This is a genomic window from Pyxidicoccus sp. M6 (assembly GCF_055568925.1).
The window spans coordinates 1645447-1658640 of the sequence record NZ_CM145714.1 but is presented as its reverse complement, the minus strand read 5'-3'; the positions used below and the strand labels follow the sequence as shown (position 1 = coordinate 1658640).

Annotated in this window: 13 protein-coding genes; 9 read left to right on the top strand and 4 right to left on the bottom strand. The window is 71.4% G+C overall.

Translation table 11 applies throughout. From position 1 onward, the window contains the following. The first annotated feature begins 19 nt into the window (after positions 1–19). The 3 genes from ACVTJA_RS07030 to ACVTJA_RS07020 all read left to right on the top strand — a co-directional run bounded on the left by ACVTJA_RS07030 (position 20) and on the right by ACVTJA_RS07020 (position 3740). Positions 20–1018, top strand: a complete 999-nt coding sequence (locus ACVTJA_RS07030; RefSeq protein ID WP_465834899.1) for a hypothetical protein — start codon at positions 20–22, stop codon at positions 1016–1018. Positions 1019–1216: 198 nt separating this feature from the next. Beyond that, the gene (locus ACVTJA_RS07025) at positions 1217–2530 is read left to right on the top strand and encodes a serine/threonine-protein kinase (protein ID WP_465834898.1); all 1314 of its coding nucleotides are present in this window, start codon (positions 1217–1219) and stop codon (positions 2528–2530) included. A gap of 226 nt (positions 2531–2756) precedes the next feature. Further along, positions 2757–3740: a sensor histidine kinase gene (locus ACVTJA_RS07020; RefSeq protein WP_465840328.1), complete on the top strand. Its 984-nt coding sequence runs from the start codon at positions 2757–2759 to the stop codon at positions 3738–3740. Here the strand turns inward: ACVTJA_RS07020 and ACVTJA_RS07015 are convergent. Then, entirely contained in the window at positions 3676–4287 is a 612-nt protein-coding gene (locus ACVTJA_RS07015) for a cysteine dioxygenase (protein ID WP_465834896.1), read from the bottom strand. The two genes, ACVTJA_RS07020 and ACVTJA_RS07015, sit on opposite strands and share 65 nt — an antisense overlap. Before the next feature lie 167 nt (positions 4288–4454). Here ACVTJA_RS07015 and ACVTJA_RS07010 point away from each other — a divergent pair, with 167 nt between their 5' ends. The 4 genes from ACVTJA_RS07010 (at position 4455) to ACVTJA_RS06995 (ending at position 9041) form a co-directional block, all read left to right on the top strand. Beyond that, positions 4455–5954 carry an FAD/NAD(P)-binding protein gene (locus ACVTJA_RS07010; protein ID WP_465834894.1) on the top strand — a complete coding sequence of 500 codons (1500 nt, stop codon included), beginning with the start codon at positions 4455–4457 and terminating at the stop codon, positions 5952–5954. A 115-nt stretch (positions 5955–6069) separates the two neighbouring features. Then, positions 6070–7377 (top strand): hypothetical protein, encoded by a 1308-nt coding sequence (locus ACVTJA_RS07005; protein ID WP_465834892.1) that lies wholly within the window; start codon positions 6070–6072, stop codon positions 7375–7377. 21 nt (positions 7378–7398) lie between these two features. Continuing rightward, positions 7399–8031 carry a hypothetical protein gene (locus tag ACVTJA_RS07000; RefSeq protein ID WP_465834890.1) on the top strand — a complete coding sequence of 211 codons (633 nt, stop codon included), beginning with the start codon at positions 7399–7401 and terminating at the stop codon, positions 8029–8031. Further along, positions 8028–9041 (top strand): hypothetical protein, encoded by a 1014-nt coding sequence (locus tag ACVTJA_RS06995; RefSeq protein WP_465834888.1) that lies wholly within the window; start codon positions 8028–8030, stop codon positions 9039–9041. The genes ACVTJA_RS07000 and ACVTJA_RS06995 overlap by 4 nt, the downstream gene beginning before the upstream one ends. A 32-nt stretch (positions 9042–9073) precedes the next feature. Here ACVTJA_RS06995 and ACVTJA_RS06990 read toward each other — a convergent pair whose 3' ends face one another. Both ACVTJA_RS06990 and ACVTJA_RS06985 read right to left on the bottom strand, forming a co-directional pair. Next, on the bottom strand, positions 9074–9853 hold the full coding sequence (locus tag ACVTJA_RS06990; protein ID WP_465834886.1) for a 2-keto-4-pentenoate hydratase: 780 nt from the start codon (positions 9851–9853) through the stop codon (positions 9074–9076). 79 nt (positions 9854–9932) lie between these two features. Next, the gene (locus tag ACVTJA_RS06985) at positions 9933–10250 is read right to left on the bottom strand and encodes a hypothetical protein (protein WP_465834885.1); all 318 of its coding nucleotides are present in this window, start codon (positions 10248–10250) and stop codon (positions 9933–9935) included. Between the two features lie 207 nt (positions 10251–10457). Here ACVTJA_RS06985 and ACVTJA_RS06980 point away from each other — a divergent pair, with 207 nt between their 5' ends. Next, positions 10458–11069: a hypothetical protein gene (locus ACVTJA_RS06980; RefSeq protein ID WP_465834883.1), complete on the top strand. Its 612-nt coding sequence runs from the start codon at positions 10458–10460 to the stop codon at positions 11067–11069. 46 nt (positions 11070–11115) lie between these two features. On the opposite strand, the gene ACVTJA_RS06975 is transcribed toward ACVTJA_RS06980, so the two are convergent. After that, entirely contained in the window at positions 11116–11898 is a 783-nt protein-coding gene (locus ACVTJA_RS06975; protein WP_465834881.1) for an SDR family NAD(P)-dependent oxidoreductase, read from the bottom strand. Positions 11899–12053: 155 nt separating this feature from the next. Here ACVTJA_RS06975 and ACVTJA_RS06970 point away from each other — a divergent pair, with 155 nt between their 5' ends. Beyond that, positions 12054–13184, top strand: a complete 1131-nt coding sequence (locus ACVTJA_RS06970) for a UTP--glucose-1-phosphate uridylyltransferase (protein ID WP_465834880.1) — start codon at positions 12054–12056, stop codon at positions 13182–13184. Positions 13185–13194: the final 10 nt, after the last annotated feature.

The window sequence follows — 13194 nt, the reverse complement described above, 5'->3', positions numbered from 1 at the left end:
CCTCAAGCGGGGGGAAGCCATGCGTCGTACACCAGCCTTGCAGTCTGTCGTCGGAAACCGCTTCAACCATGAGTCGAGCCGCCGCTGGCTCACCTGGGGACTCGTGAGTGTGGCGCTGGGGTTGGGTGGCGGGGGTTGTGGAGCATCGGACCTGCCGGATGCGAGCCCCGAGGAGGTGCTCGGCGTGGTGAGGGCGGAACAACAGTCAGACAACGGCCTGTCCACCAACGGCCTCTCCACCAATGGCTTGTCGACGAATGGACTGTCCACCAATGGCCTGTCGACGAATGGACTGTCCACCAATGGCTTCAAGAATTGGTTCAACCAGGACCCGACCCTCTCCGACGCGGTGATGGAGTACGTGGTGCGGTGCGCGGTGCCGGCGGGACAGACGCGCACGTATACGAGCCCCCAGACGGGCGTGACGTACACGTGGGAGGGCGCCCTGGGGCTGGCGCCCAACTGGTCCATCGGACAGGCGGCGACGCAGGCGGAGCAGGAGGTGGTGTCCGCCTGCCTCGCGGCGCATGCCAACAAGTTCGGCATCCACCTGCCCATCTCCGTGCTGGGCCGCACCGCGCAGGGCACGCCCATCCCCTACACCAGCTCGGAATTGACGACGTTCAGCGAGAAGGAAGCGTGCTTCTTCGGCAACCTCTTCGACGGCAGCGGCATCTACGCCGGCAATGACCAGGGCTACCTCAACGCGAAGGAGAGCACCGCGCGCGCCTGCGGCCTGTCCTCCAGCGCCTCCTCGTCCGAGTGCCCGCCCATCGTCCACGCGGGCGCGTGCAGCACGCTGTGCTCGCGGGCCTACAGCGGCAACAGCACGCTGCCGTACTACACGACGTGCACGTACAACGGCCACGCGTACCAGGCCATCACCACGCGCATCCGCACCCAGGACATCTACAAGTGCGGCGACGGCACCTGCCAGTTCACCGAGAGCTGCGGTACCGGCAACACCTACAACAGTTGCAAGACCGACTGCGGAACGTGCAGCTCGCAGCGGAACTGATGCGCCCTTCCCGCTCCCATTCCTCACATGTGGCGCTGTCGGAGCGGCCGCTCCGACAGAAGCCAGACATGCCGGAGACGTTCCTCGCCAAACACTCATCACCCCCGCGGGGCACCACCCATAGACATCTCAGGTTGCGATAAATTGAGTCTATTCGTGGAGTTGTCTGTCGAAGCCTCCAGCGCCTGGGGGGGCCAGATGAGCCTTGGATACATGTTGGATGCGCCGACGGGCACGGACATCGCGGGCTTCGCGGTGGCCGGCCTGCTGGGCGTGGGTGGACACGGCGTGGTGTACCGCGCCACGCGGGGCGGAGAAGAGGTGGCCCTGAAGCTCCAGCCACTGGAGCACCTGGGGCCGCGCGCGGAGCGGGAGGTGGCGCTGCTGTCGCGGCTGGAGCACCGCAACGTGGTGGGCCTTCGCGGGTGGGGCCTGCATCCGGAGCGCTCGCCGCGGTGGTTCTACCTGGCCATGGAGTACGTGCGGGGCCGCACGCTGTGCCGGTGGCTGGAGGAGGAGAACCCCGGCGCGCGCCGGGCCGCGGAGGTGCTGCGCGGGCTGGCGCGCGGGCTGGAGGCGGCCCACGCGGCGGAGGTGCTGCACCGGGACATCAAGGAGTCCAACGTCGTGATGCGCGACGAGGACGGCGAGCCGGTGCTCGTGGACTTCGGCGTGGCCACGCGCGCCGGGGCGCCGAGGCTCACCCCCGGGGTGCTGCCGCCGGGGACGCCGAGGTACCGCAGCCCCGAGGCCCTCGCCTTCCAGCGCGACAGCCTCCCCGGTGCGCGGTACGTGGCCACGCATGCGGATGACGTGTATGCGCTGGGCGTCGTCTTCTACCGGGTGCTGACGGGGCGCCATCCCTTCCCTCGCGTGGAGACGCCTTCGGAGGTGGAGGCGGTCATCTCCGAGCCGCCCGTCGCGCCGCACCTGCGCAACCCGCGGGTGCCGGAGGAACTGGGGACGCTGTGCATGAAGCTCCTCGCGAAGCGGCCGGAGGTCCGCGGCACCGCGAGGCAGGTGCACGAGGCCCTGGACGTGGCACTGGCCGGAGCGGATGCGCGCTGGGAGGTACCCCTGGGTGAGGCGGGGCTGGAGGAGGCGCCCTCTCCCGATGGCCACCCCGAGTCGCTGGAGGCGTGGCTCCCCGTCCATGAGCCGTGGGCTTCGGGAGCGCCCCCTCATCGCGGCCCGCGTGCGCGGACACGGGCGGCCGTGGAGGTGCCGGCATTGAGGGTCCGGGCGCCCCTCGCCTCCGAGGCCGTGCCTCCGGCGAGCGTGATGTTCCGCGCCACGGCGGTGGTGGGCATGGTGCTGGGACTCGTGTTCGCGGTGCTGCTGGCCCTCGGCTGGCGCCCCCCGGAGACACGGGCGCCGCCGGGCACCGCGCCAGGCCCGGGAGCCCCAGAAGCGAAGGCCCCCACCGGGGGCACACCGACGGGGACGCCCGCATGCGACTCACGGCGCCCCGAGCCCACACCCTTCCCGGCACACGCACTGTTCGTCCCATGAGGCGCCGCGTTTTCATGACGCCGAGCGTGGGAACATCCCCCCGGCGAGGCCTGGCCGCGCGCCGGACGCCCCCGGGCCGGCGGCATCCGGGCAGGAGAGCGGGGGGCACTCCGGTTCCCCACCGCTGTTCCCTTGCCGCCACCTCTCTCCCGGTGTTGACTGCACCGGTCTGCCGCGACTTCCAAGGCTCGCCGAGGGCAGACGCCGGCCGCCGGAGCTGGACGTGATGACGCTACGAGCGAGGGTGTTGCTGATGGCGGCGGTGGCGCGGCGGCGTGGCACGCTCCGGCGCGCCTTCGACGCCGTCACCGTCCACGGCCCCACGGGGCGCCCCCGTCCCCGCCCCCAGAACACCACGCCCCTGGAGGACACGGTGCGCGAGCGGACGGCCGAGCTGGAGGCCGCCAACGTCAAGCTGTCGCGCAGCCTGGAGCAGCTCCGCGCCACCCAGGCGCAGCTGCTCTTCGCGGACCGGCTCATCGCGCTCGGCCGCATCGCCGCGGGCGTGGGCCACGAAATCAACAACCCGCTCGCCTTCATCCTCAGCAACCTCGAGTACATCCACCAGGAGCTGCAGCAGAAGACCGAGCTGTCCGAGCAGGAGCGGCAGGAGGTCCTGGAGGCGCTCGCGGAGACGCGCGACGGCGCCGAGCGCATCCGGCTCATCGTCCGTGACTTGCAGACGCTCTCGCGCGCCGAGGACGTGGGCACCGGCCCGTCGGATTTGGCGGCGGTGCTGCGCACGGCGGCGAAGATGGCCAATCACGAGCTGCGCAACCGCTCGCGCCTGGTGGTGGAGTGCGAGGGCGTGCCGCCGGTGCAGGGCAACGGCGCGCGGCTGGGACAGGTGTTCCTCAACCTGCTGCTCAACGCAGCGCAGGCCATTGCCCCCGGCCGCGTGGAGGAGAACCTGGTGCGCGTGGTGGCTCGCACCGCTTCATCCGGCCGCGTGGAGGTGGAGGTGAGCGACACCGGCTGCGGCATCTCCCCCGAGCACCGCGAGCGAATCTTCGACCCGTTCTTCACCACCAAGCCGCTGGGCGTGGGCACCGGCCTGGGGCTCGCGGTGTGCCATGGCATCGTCACGTCCCTGGGCGGCACCATGACGGTGGACAGCGCGCCCGGCCAGGGCAGCACCTTCCGCGTCACGTTGCCCGTGGCGGGCGCCTTCGCGCAGCCGTCGCGCTCCCAGGCGGACGCGGCGGCCTGAGCATTCCCCGGAGCGCCAGCTCCGCGTCCAGCGTCGGTGTCACGCTCGCGTCATACCGGGTCATCCCCACCATGGGCGGCGCGTACACGTGCAGTGACACCGCGCCATGACGGGATGCGTTGTGGATGCGGTGGATGGTCTCCGGGCGCTCCAGCAGGCAGTCGCCCTCCTCCGCGCCCTCGCGCACGTGGGGCAGCAGCCTGTCTCCGCCCCAGGCATAGCGCGTCTCCTGGAGTTGCCCGCGCACCACCCAGGACACCCCGGACGAGCCGCCATGGTCATGCACCCGGGACACCTGCCCCGGCAGCCAGCACACCAGCAGCAGCTCACAGGCCTCCGTCCTCTGGAGGACGCGACGTGAGTAGTTGGCCGGGTCGAAACGGACGAGCGACTCCAGGAGTCTCCAGTCAGGGCGGCTCGAGCGCAGCCGCTCCACCAGCCAGTCGAGGGAGGGCACGTCTCCAGCCCGCTCCGGGAGCGACCAGCCGAGCAGGTCCACCGCCCCGGGACAGCCTCCGTCCGCTTCCTCGCTGGAGTGCTCGCGCATGGTGTCCTCCCCGGATGTGCGTCGGAGTGTGAACATCGCTCGGGCCCCTGGCCAGGGCTGTGTGTCGGACTTCCGTCGTGACGCCTGGACGGCGGGCGGCCTTCGAGGATGCCCCGAAGACGGACACGACATACGATTGCGGCGTGCATGCACAGGTGAGTTGGGACGTGGCCATCGTTGGAGGGGGGGCCAGCGGGACGCTGCTGGCGTTGAACCTCTTGAAAAGCGCTCGTGCGCCCCTTCGCGTCGTCCTGGTCGAGCGGAGCGGACGGGTGGGCCGGGGCCTGGCGTACTCCACGGACAGCTCGCGTCACCTGCTCAATGTCCCCGCCGCGAGGATGGGCGCCTTCCCGGATGACCCGGAGCACTTCCTGCGGTGGATTCGGCGCGAGGCCCCGGACACGGGCCCCGGCGACTTCGTCCCCCGCCAGCGCTACGGCCGCTATCTGGAGTCGGTGCTGCGCGAGTACGTCGAGCGCGCGCCGGCCGGCATCCACCTGGAGGTGATGGCGGCGGACGTGGTGTCCGCGTGCGAGGATGCGGGCCGGGTGGTGCTGTCGCTCTCGGGCGGCGGACAGCTCGAGGCGCGGCTGGCGGTGCTGGCCCTGGGCAACGCGCTGCCGGCGGACCTGCGGGTGCCGGACGGCGGGCTGTACGCGAGCGCGCGCTACCACCGCTCGCCGTGGGCTCCGGGCGCGCTGCTCGACGTGCGCCCCCGGGACACGGTGCTGCTCATCGGCACGGGCCTCACCATGGTGGACACCGTGCTGTCGCTGGAGGAGCAGGGGCACCGGGGCGTCATCCACGCGGTGTCCCGGCACGGGCTCCTGCCGCACGTGCACCGGCGGGGCGCGCTGATCGCCTCCGCGACGTATTCCTCCCCCGGCATCCGCGACGTGCTGCGCGCGCTGCGCCAGGAGGTACTGCGCGAGTGCGAGGAGTGGATGGGCGCCGACGGCCACATGCACCCCATCCCCATCCGCATCCGCGCGGTGCTGCGCATCATGCGCCAGGAGGTGAAGCGCGCGACGGACGCGGGCGCGGACTGGCGCACGGTGGTGGACGCGCTGCGGCCGGCGACGGTGCCGCTGTGGCACCGGCTGACGGAGGGCGAGCGGCGGCGCTTCCTGCGCCACCTGCGCTCGCACTGGGAGGTGCACCGCCACCGCATGGCGCCGTGCATCGGCGACACGGTGGAGAAGCTGCGGCGCGAGGGCCGGCTGCACCTCCATGCCGCGCGCCTGCGCAACTTCCACCTGGAGGACGGGGGCGTGGAGGCGCGCCTGCGGCCCCGCGGCACCCGGGAGGACACCGTGCTGCACGTGCAGCACGTGGTCAACTGCACGGGGCCGGAGGGGGCCATCACCCGGGGGCACCCGCTGCTGAAGGCCATGGCGGACTCGGGGCAGGTGAGCCCGGACGTGCTGGGCATGGGGCTGGCCACGGACGGGGCCGGCGCGCTGCTGGACTTGAGCGGCCGCGCGTCCGGGCGGCTCTATACGCTGGGGCCGCCTCGCCGGGGCGAGCTGTGGGAGACGACGGCCATCCCGGAGATTCGCAGCCAGGCGCGGGCCCTGGCCGAGTACCTGCTGCAGCGGCTCTCCCCCGCGCCGGTGACGCGCGCGCCGGTGGAGCTGGCGGAGAACGGCATCCCCCTGGACCGGTGACGTTGCCGCTTGGAGGACGCCCGGACAGGCGGTGACGTGCACCACCCGACGGAGGGAAGTCCCGGCGCGAGGCATTTCGTGCGAACCTCCGGGGGCCTCGCTGGAGTCCCCCCGCATGTCCTCCCCCCGCCCCCTCCTCGCCCTTGCCGGCGGTGTGCTGCTCGTCCTCGTCGCGAGCCTCGGGGGCGTGGCGTACGCGACACTGCGCACGCGCCCCCTGGCGGAGCGGCTGGTGCGGGACGTGGAGACACTGGCGCAGGCGCGCTACCCGAGACCGTCGCACGTGACGCCCGCGCTGCCCGGGACGTTCGGTCAGCACCTGGAGCCGCTGATGGGCGAGGTGCTGCGCGTGTTCAGCAAGCGGCCCGAGGCGCGCGAGGAGGTGGCCACCGGGTTCCCCTGCCTCGGCGTCATCGAGGGCAGACAGCCCGTGTCCGCGATGCCGGCCATCTGCCATGAGGCGCTGGAGGTGGGTCGGGAGGTCATGGTGGAGGTGCTGGAGGCCACGCACGCGGAGGCGGGCGGGTTGCCGGAGGGGATGGGGGCGTTGGCGTCTCGGGACCATCCATACGTGTTCGTGGGTCCCCCGGCGTTGCTCTACCAGGTGCGGCTGGCCGCGCTGGAGACGTGGCTGCGGGTGGAGCAGGGACGCGCGGCGGCGGCGGTGGACACGTGCCTGGACGCACTGGCGCTGAGCCGGGAGCTGGCGCAGGGGGGCGGGATGGAGGGGCTCACGGTGAGCGCGATGGGGCACGGCCTCATGTACCGGCCGTGCGCGGCGGCGCTGGACGCGGCGCCGCAGGAGCGCAAGCGGAGGGCGGTGGCGCAGCTCTCGCGGCTGGCGGAGGGGTTCGCGCCCTTCTCGCGGACACTGCGGGAGGTGGCCGTGGTGGAGCAGCTCACGAAGTTCGGCTGGATGCTTCCGGAGGAGCTGATGGCCTCGCTGCCGCAAGGGGCGCAGAACACTGGCGCGAGGCGCGGCAAGCTCAAGAAGGACCCGGGGCTCGACACGCGGCTGGCCTGGCGGAAGATGGTGAGGACGTTCGACGCGCTGCTACAGGTGGCGGACCAGCCGGCCGAGGCCCGGCGGAAGGGCTTCACGGCGGTGGCGGCGTGGGCTGAAGACGAGCTGTACCGCGTCATCGGTCCGGACGTCGGGGAGTACCAGAACCTCGCTGACCAGGTGGAGCTGCAGCGCATCCAGCACGATGCGCTGCTGGCCCTGGCGGAAGCGGACCTGCAACGCACGGAAGAGGGCCGCTGGCCGGAGCGGCTGACGAGCCGGACGAACAGGTCCTTCGTGGTGGAGTCCACGAGCCTGGGTGAAGCGAAGCTCCGGCCCTGCGCGCCGGAGCTGAAGGACCAGGCCCTGCGCGTGACGGCGGATGGGCTCTCCGGCGGTTGGGGGCGGCAGACGCCGTGAGGCCGTTCGCGGGGCCGCCGTGTGTCAGCCCCGCGCACTACCCTTCACGGCGTGCGCGTCATCGACTACCCACTGGAGCAGCTCTACACGGACCAGGACTTCGACTGGGTGGTGGACACCGTGCCGGGTGTCCTCGCCTGGGTGCCGGGCCATGCGAAGGAGCGCCATCGCCAGCCCTTCCGCTTCACCGTGCACCACCAGCCCGCGCCGGAGGCCCGGACGGAGACACTCCAGCTCTCGCTCCGCTGGGACGTGCAGAAGCTCGCGGCACGGGACAGCGCCGTCCGAGAGCGGGCCGCGCGGATGCGGGCGGGGCGCACGGCCCAGCGCGAGCACGTCACCGAGCTCGCCGCGTATGGCCTGGCGCTCATCGCCGTCTCGGTGTTCCTCCCGGGACGGCGCGTGGTGAGCATGCGCAAGGGCCTGCCACCGGACCTGCTGCTGGACGTCACGCCCGGAGCACTGCGCGGCGTGGAGGTCGCCGGGCGCAGCCAGGGAGGACTCCGGGTGCTGGAGGAGCTCCGTCACGGCGCGAGGGAGAAAGAGCCGGGCAAGCACCCCCTGCTCCTGGCACGGACGGATGTCGTGGAGGCGCACCTGTCGCTCTGGTGCGCCTCGCCCCATGTGGCGCTCATGGCTAAGGTGAAGCCATGAGGGCGGAGCACTACCAGCTCGGGTTGGGTGAGGCGGGGAAGCTGAAGCTCCGCGCCACCGCGCTGCTCGCCGAGGGAGGCAGCGCGCGGACCTTCGAGGCCGCCGCCCTCCTCCATGACGCCGCCCGCGCCGAGGCCCGGGCGCTCCTCACCCTGGAGCACCCCACGCCCGAGACGCGCCTCGCCTCCGCCGTCGAGCAGTGCGCCTGCCTCGTGGAAGGGCTCGACCCGGTGCTGGCCGCGAAGGCCTGGGGCCTCGTGCTCGACGCCGCGGGCAGGGTCCCCGAGGCCGTCGCGGCCCCGATGCTGTCCCGGCTCAAGCTCCGCTATTTCCGCCTGGAGTCCGCGTTCGGCGGCGCCCTGCGCAAGTCACCGCTCGTGGCGCGGCACTCCGGAAGCCTGGAGCTGCTGCGCGGCAGGGAGCGGCAGCGCTACGCCCGTGAAGTCGCCCTGCTGCTCGCGCGGTTCCCTGGCACGCCGTGGCTCTGGTGGGTGTCCTGCCGCATCGAGCACGCGCAGGGGCGCCCTCGCGCGGCATGGGACGCCATCCAGCGCGCATGCAGGCTCGAACCGGACAACGGCCACTACGGCGCGGTGCGCCTGTGGCTCATGCCACGCGCGGTACCAGCGAAGCAGGTGGATGCATACCTCTCCGAGACCTACGCGAACATCCACCACGCCTCCCCCGAGCTCTGTCTCGTGTACGCGCTGGAGGAGATGGAGCTCGCCCGGCATCAGCCCGCCGCGAGCACGCCCCGGCTGGAGCGCGCCTTCGAGGCCGTGCTGCAGGGACGGAGCCGGGCCCAGGCGGAGACCTCCGTGGGCCAGTACCTCCGCGCCGCGCAGCTCCTGCTGAGCGAGCAGCTCAAGGGCGGTGAGCCCACCATCGACCTGCTCTACCGCGCAGGCCTGGGAGACCTCATCGTCTCCTCGCCCGCCGCCAGCCGAAGGGACCCGTTCCGTCTCCTGAGCCAGCAGGTCAGCCAGGTCATCACCCGCCAGGCGGCCTGAGCCGCCCTGGCCCCGGGCAGACAGGCCGTCCCTCAGGCCGCGGACACTGCCACCGTGCCCAGCCCTTCCACCGTGAGCTGGACCCGGTCTCCCGGCCGCAGCATGTGCGCGGCCGTCGCGGCGCCCGCCAGGACGATGCTCCCCGCCGGCAGCACCTGCCCGCGCTGCGCCAGCAACTCACAGAGCTGGATGACGGACACCACCGGGTCCCCCGAGATGGCCTCCGAGCGCGCCGCCTGCACCACCTCGCCGTTGACGGACATCTTCATCTCCAGCCGCGCCAGGTCCAGCTTCCGCGGCGAGTGCTCCTCCGTGCCCACCACGAACAGCGACGACGACGAGTTGTCCGCCACCACGTCCGGCAAGGAGAAGTACTTGAAGTCCTTGTAGCGCGAGTCGAGGATTTCCATCGCCGCGAAGACGGACGCGCACGCGTCCAGCACCTCGTCGCGCGTCACCTTCCCGCCCAGCTCGCGCGACGTGCGGAACGCAATCTCCGGCTCGATTTTCGGGTGGATGCCCTGGGACACGTGAATCACGCCGTCCGCCGGCACCTGCATCCGGTCCGTGAGGACGCCGTACACCGGCGAGTCCAGGTTCATCTGCCGGCGCTTCGCCTCCGAGGTGAGCCCCATCTTCAGGCCCACCACGCGCTCGCCCCGCGACAGGCGCAGCCGGATGCCCGCCTCCTGAATCGCGTAGGCGTCCGTCAGCGCGAGCTGCGGCAGCTCACGGGTGAGCGGCGCCACCTCGCGGCGCTCCAGGCGCGCGGAGTCCAGCGCGCGGGCAAGCTCCTGGTGGTCCACGGTCATTCCGAATCCCTCTCTCTAGAAATGGCCGGCGACTTTCCGGCACCCGCGCGCGGGCGCGCAAGCGCGCCGTGACGCACTGTCAGCGGTTGAAGGCAACCAGGGTCATGAAGGCCAGAAGCCCGAGCGTCACCAGCGCGACGAGCCCATACGCCCCCGCGCCCGCGAGCCGCGCGTTGCCCGCCATCCCCACCCGGCCCAGCCCCCGGTAGACGATGACGATGCCCGCCAGGAAGGTGGCCGCCGTCAGCACCAGCGTCACCATCATCCCGAAGCCCGCGCGGGCCCCCAGCGCCTTGCCGGCAATCAAGAGCCCCACCATCAGCCACGCACCGGAGATGAAGAGGCTCCCCCCGAAGGTCGCCAGCGCGACGAGCAGCCCGCGGACGGAGGTGTTCATGACGTCGACCCCAAGTCCAAGTCCAGGTCCAGGGGCAACGGCTCCAGCACGGGCGCGTCCGGGCTCTTCGGCATGGCCCGGCACGCTACCCGAGACGTCCGGCGGACTCACGGCGCTCCGCGTGAATATTGGCCTTTCCCCGCCGTCCCGAGGCATAACGCCAGGGCCCCTGGCCGGGCGGGCACATTCGGCTCAAGGAATCTCTCCATGCGACACACTCCCTGGATTGTCTCGGCGGCAATGTTCCTCACGGCGACGGCGGCGAGCGCCGACGACAACGCCGGCCGTCACGAGCACGACGGCTTCTATGCGCGACTGCAACTGGGTGGCGGCTACACCCGCGCCTCCGTGGTGGACGAGGACCTCGCCGTCAAGGGCGGGGCCGCGGCCTTCAACGCCGAAATCGGCGGCGCGGTGGTGCGCAACCTCATCGTCTACGGGAAGTTCTTCGGCACGTCCGCGCCCAATCCAGACATCGAGGTGGGCGACCTCACCATCGAGGGCAATGACGACGACGTGAGCCAGAACTTCGGCGCGCTCGGCGTGGGCGCCACGTACTATCTCATGCCCGCCAACGTGTACCTGTCGGGTGCGCTCTCCTTCGCCAGCTTCAGCATCGACGAAGACGGAGAGAAGGTCGCGGAAACGGACATCGGCGGGAGCCTCCACCTCGGCATCGGCAAGGAGTGGTGGGTGAGCGACAACTGGGGCCTGGGCGTCGGCGCCGAGCTCGCACTGAGCCGCATCCCCGACAAGGACGACACGACGAAGTGGAACGTCGTCAACGGCATGCTGTTCCTGTCCGCGACGTTCAACTGACGCCGGAGCCCCGGCGGGCGGCCACTCCACGCCGCCCGCCCTTCCCTTACGCCTGCTGGTTGAGGTTCGCCGCGATGGAGCGCACGAGGGGGCGCGGGCTGAAGCGCACCATCGCCGCGGCGAACCAGTTGAGCGCGCCGTGTACCGAGAGCACGCGCCCGCGCATCATCGCCTTGTAGGCATGCGCGGCCACGTCCGACGCCTTCGCCACGCCGGGCCGCTGGAACAGGCGCGACTTGTGGTTGCCCGCGCGCTGGGCGAACTCGGTGTGCGTGGCGCCGGGGCAGTGGCACGTCACCGCCACGCCCGTGCCCCTCAATTCGTGCGCGAGCGCCTCCGAGAACGACACCACGAAGGCCTTGGTCGCGTAGTACGTGGCCATGTACGGCCCGGGCTGGAAGCCGGCGGTGGAGGCGATGTTGAGGATGCGCCCGCTGCCGCGCTCGCGCATGGGCCGCGCGAAGAGGTGCGTCAGCTTCAGCAGCGCGGTGCAGTTGACCTGCACCATCTCCGCCTCGCGCGCCAGGTCCTGCTCCAGGAAGGGGCCGGTGGAGCCGAAGCCCGCGTTGTTGACGAGGAAGTCCACCGCCAGCCCCTTCTCGCGCACCGCCTCGAAGACGCGCTCGGGCGCGTCCGGCTGGCCCAGGTCCGCCGGCACCACGTGGGCCTTCACCCCGTGCTCCTTCTCCAGCTTCGCCGCGAGCGCCTCCAGCCGCGCGGCGCCGCGCGCCACCAGGATGACGTCGTGTCCGTCCTTCGCGAAGCACTGTGCGAACTGCTCGCCCAGGCCCGCCGAGGCACCGGTGATGAGGGCTATTTTGCGCGACATGAGGATTCCTCCCGCCGCCCCTTATAGCCGAGCCGACGTGCGCCCGTGGGGGGTGGGGAGGGCAATCCAGACCCTGATTCCCACCGTTCAAGAACAAACGGGAGCGAGCCCTTTTGGCATTGCTTTCAAACACGCGGTCGCGAAAGCCTTCCCCCATGTCCTCTGAAAAGACTGACGCGGAACTCGAAAGTCCCCAGCTCGCACGCGACGGCTTCGACGTCGCCAGCTTTCGCAAACTGCTCGCCCAGCTGAAGCGCGGCGAGCTCGCGGAGGCCGCGGCGCCCACCAGCGCGCTGCAGCCACTGCACGAGGGCGATGTCCAGCCCCTGCCCCGTCCCGGCACACCCGCGTACGAGAAGTACCGCGCGCGCGGCGAGGAGGCCTTCCGCAACGGGCAGGTGGCCGCGCTCATCGTCGCGGGCGGCGCGGGCACGCGCTTCGGCGGAGCGGTGAAGGGCCTCGTCCCCGTCTACGGCGAGCGCACCTTCCTGGACATCAAGTTGGAGGAGGGCCGCCGCCTGGAGCAGCGCTACGGGCGCCCGGTGCCCATGGCGGTGATGACGTCGTACCTCACGCACGACGGAATCGAAGAGCACCTGAAGAAGACGGGCCAGACGAAGCACGTCCACCTGTTCCGCCAGCGGATGCTGCCGCGCCTGACGGCCTCGCACGAGCTGTGGCGGGACGCGGAAGGACAGCTCTCCTTCGCGCCGTCGGGCCACGGCGACGTCTTCCGCGCCCTGCGCGACAGCGGCGTGGGCGAGACGCTGCGCAAGCAGGGCGTGCGGCAGGTCTACTTCTCCAACGTGGACAACCTCGCCGCCACGTTGGACCCGGTGGTCATCGGCATGCACCTGGAGCTGGGCAAGCAGATGACGGTGGAGGTCACGCCGCGCACCAACCCCGCCAGCGGCGCGCTGGACGCGGGCGCCGCGCCGGTGCGGCTCAACGGCATGCTCCAGCTCGTGGAGAAGGTGGACGCGACGAAGCACGCCACCATCTCCACCAACAACATCACCTTCGATTTGGAGCCCCTGCTCGACAAGGACATCCCCATCCCCTACCGCGTCGTCACCAAGAAGGTGGACGGCCAGCCGGTGATTCAGCTGGAGCAGGTGACGGCGGAGGCCAGCAGCCTCGCCCGTCCGGACGGCCAGCCGCTGTTGCCCGTCACCTTCATCGAGGTGGAGCGCGTGGACCCGGCCACCAGCCGCTTCGAGCCGGTGAAGGCGCCGGAGGACTTCCCCCGCGTGAAGGACCGCCTCAAGGCGCGCATGGGGAGCTGACGCGGCTTCG

Excerpts from the sequence above, each read along its gene's own strand:
- ACVTJA_RS07030 (WP_465834899.1), top strand. The coding sequence starts at position 20 with ATGCGTCGTACACCAGCCTTGCAGTCTGTCGTCGGAAACCGCTTCAAC.
- ACVTJA_RS07025 (WP_465834898.1), top strand. The coding sequence starts at position 1,217 with ATGAGCCTTGGATACATGTTGGATGCGCCGACGGGCACGGACATCGCG.
- ACVTJA_RS07020 (WP_465840328.1), top strand. The coding sequence starts at position 2,757 with ATGACGCTACGAGCGAGGGTGTTGCTGATGGCGGCGGTGGCGCGGCGG.
- ACVTJA_RS07015 (WP_465834896.1), bottom strand. The coding sequence starts at position 4,287 with ATGCGCGAGCACTCCAGCGAGGAAGCGGACGGAGGCTGTCCCGGGGCG.
- ACVTJA_RS07005 (WP_465834892.1), top strand. The coding sequence starts at position 6,070 with ATGTCCTCCCCCCGCCCCCTCCTCGCCCTTGCCGGCGGTGTGCTGCTC.
- ACVTJA_RS06995 (WP_465834888.1), top strand. The coding sequence starts at position 8,028 with ATGAGGGCGGAGCACTACCAGCTCGGGTTGGGTGAGGCGGGGAAGCTG.
- ACVTJA_RS06990 (WP_465834886.1), bottom strand. The coding sequence starts at position 9,853 with ATGACCGTGGACCACCAGGAGCTTGCCCGCGCGCTGGACTCCGCGCGC.
- ACVTJA_RS06985 (WP_465834885.1), bottom strand. The coding sequence starts at position 10,250 with ATGAACACCTCCGTCCGCGGGCTGCTCGTCGCGCTGGCGACCTTCGGG.
- ACVTJA_RS06980 (WP_465834883.1), top strand. The coding sequence starts at position 10,458 with ATGCGACACACTCCCTGGATTGTCTCGGCGGCAATGTTCCTCACGGCG.
- ACVTJA_RS06975 (WP_465834881.1), bottom strand. The coding sequence starts at position 11,898 with ATGTCGCGCAAAATAGCCCTCATCACCGGTGCCTCGGCGGGCCTGGGC.
- ACVTJA_RS06970 (WP_465834880.1), top strand. The coding sequence starts at position 12,054 with ATGTCCTCTGAAAAGACTGACGCGGAACTCGAAAGTCCCCAGCTCGCA.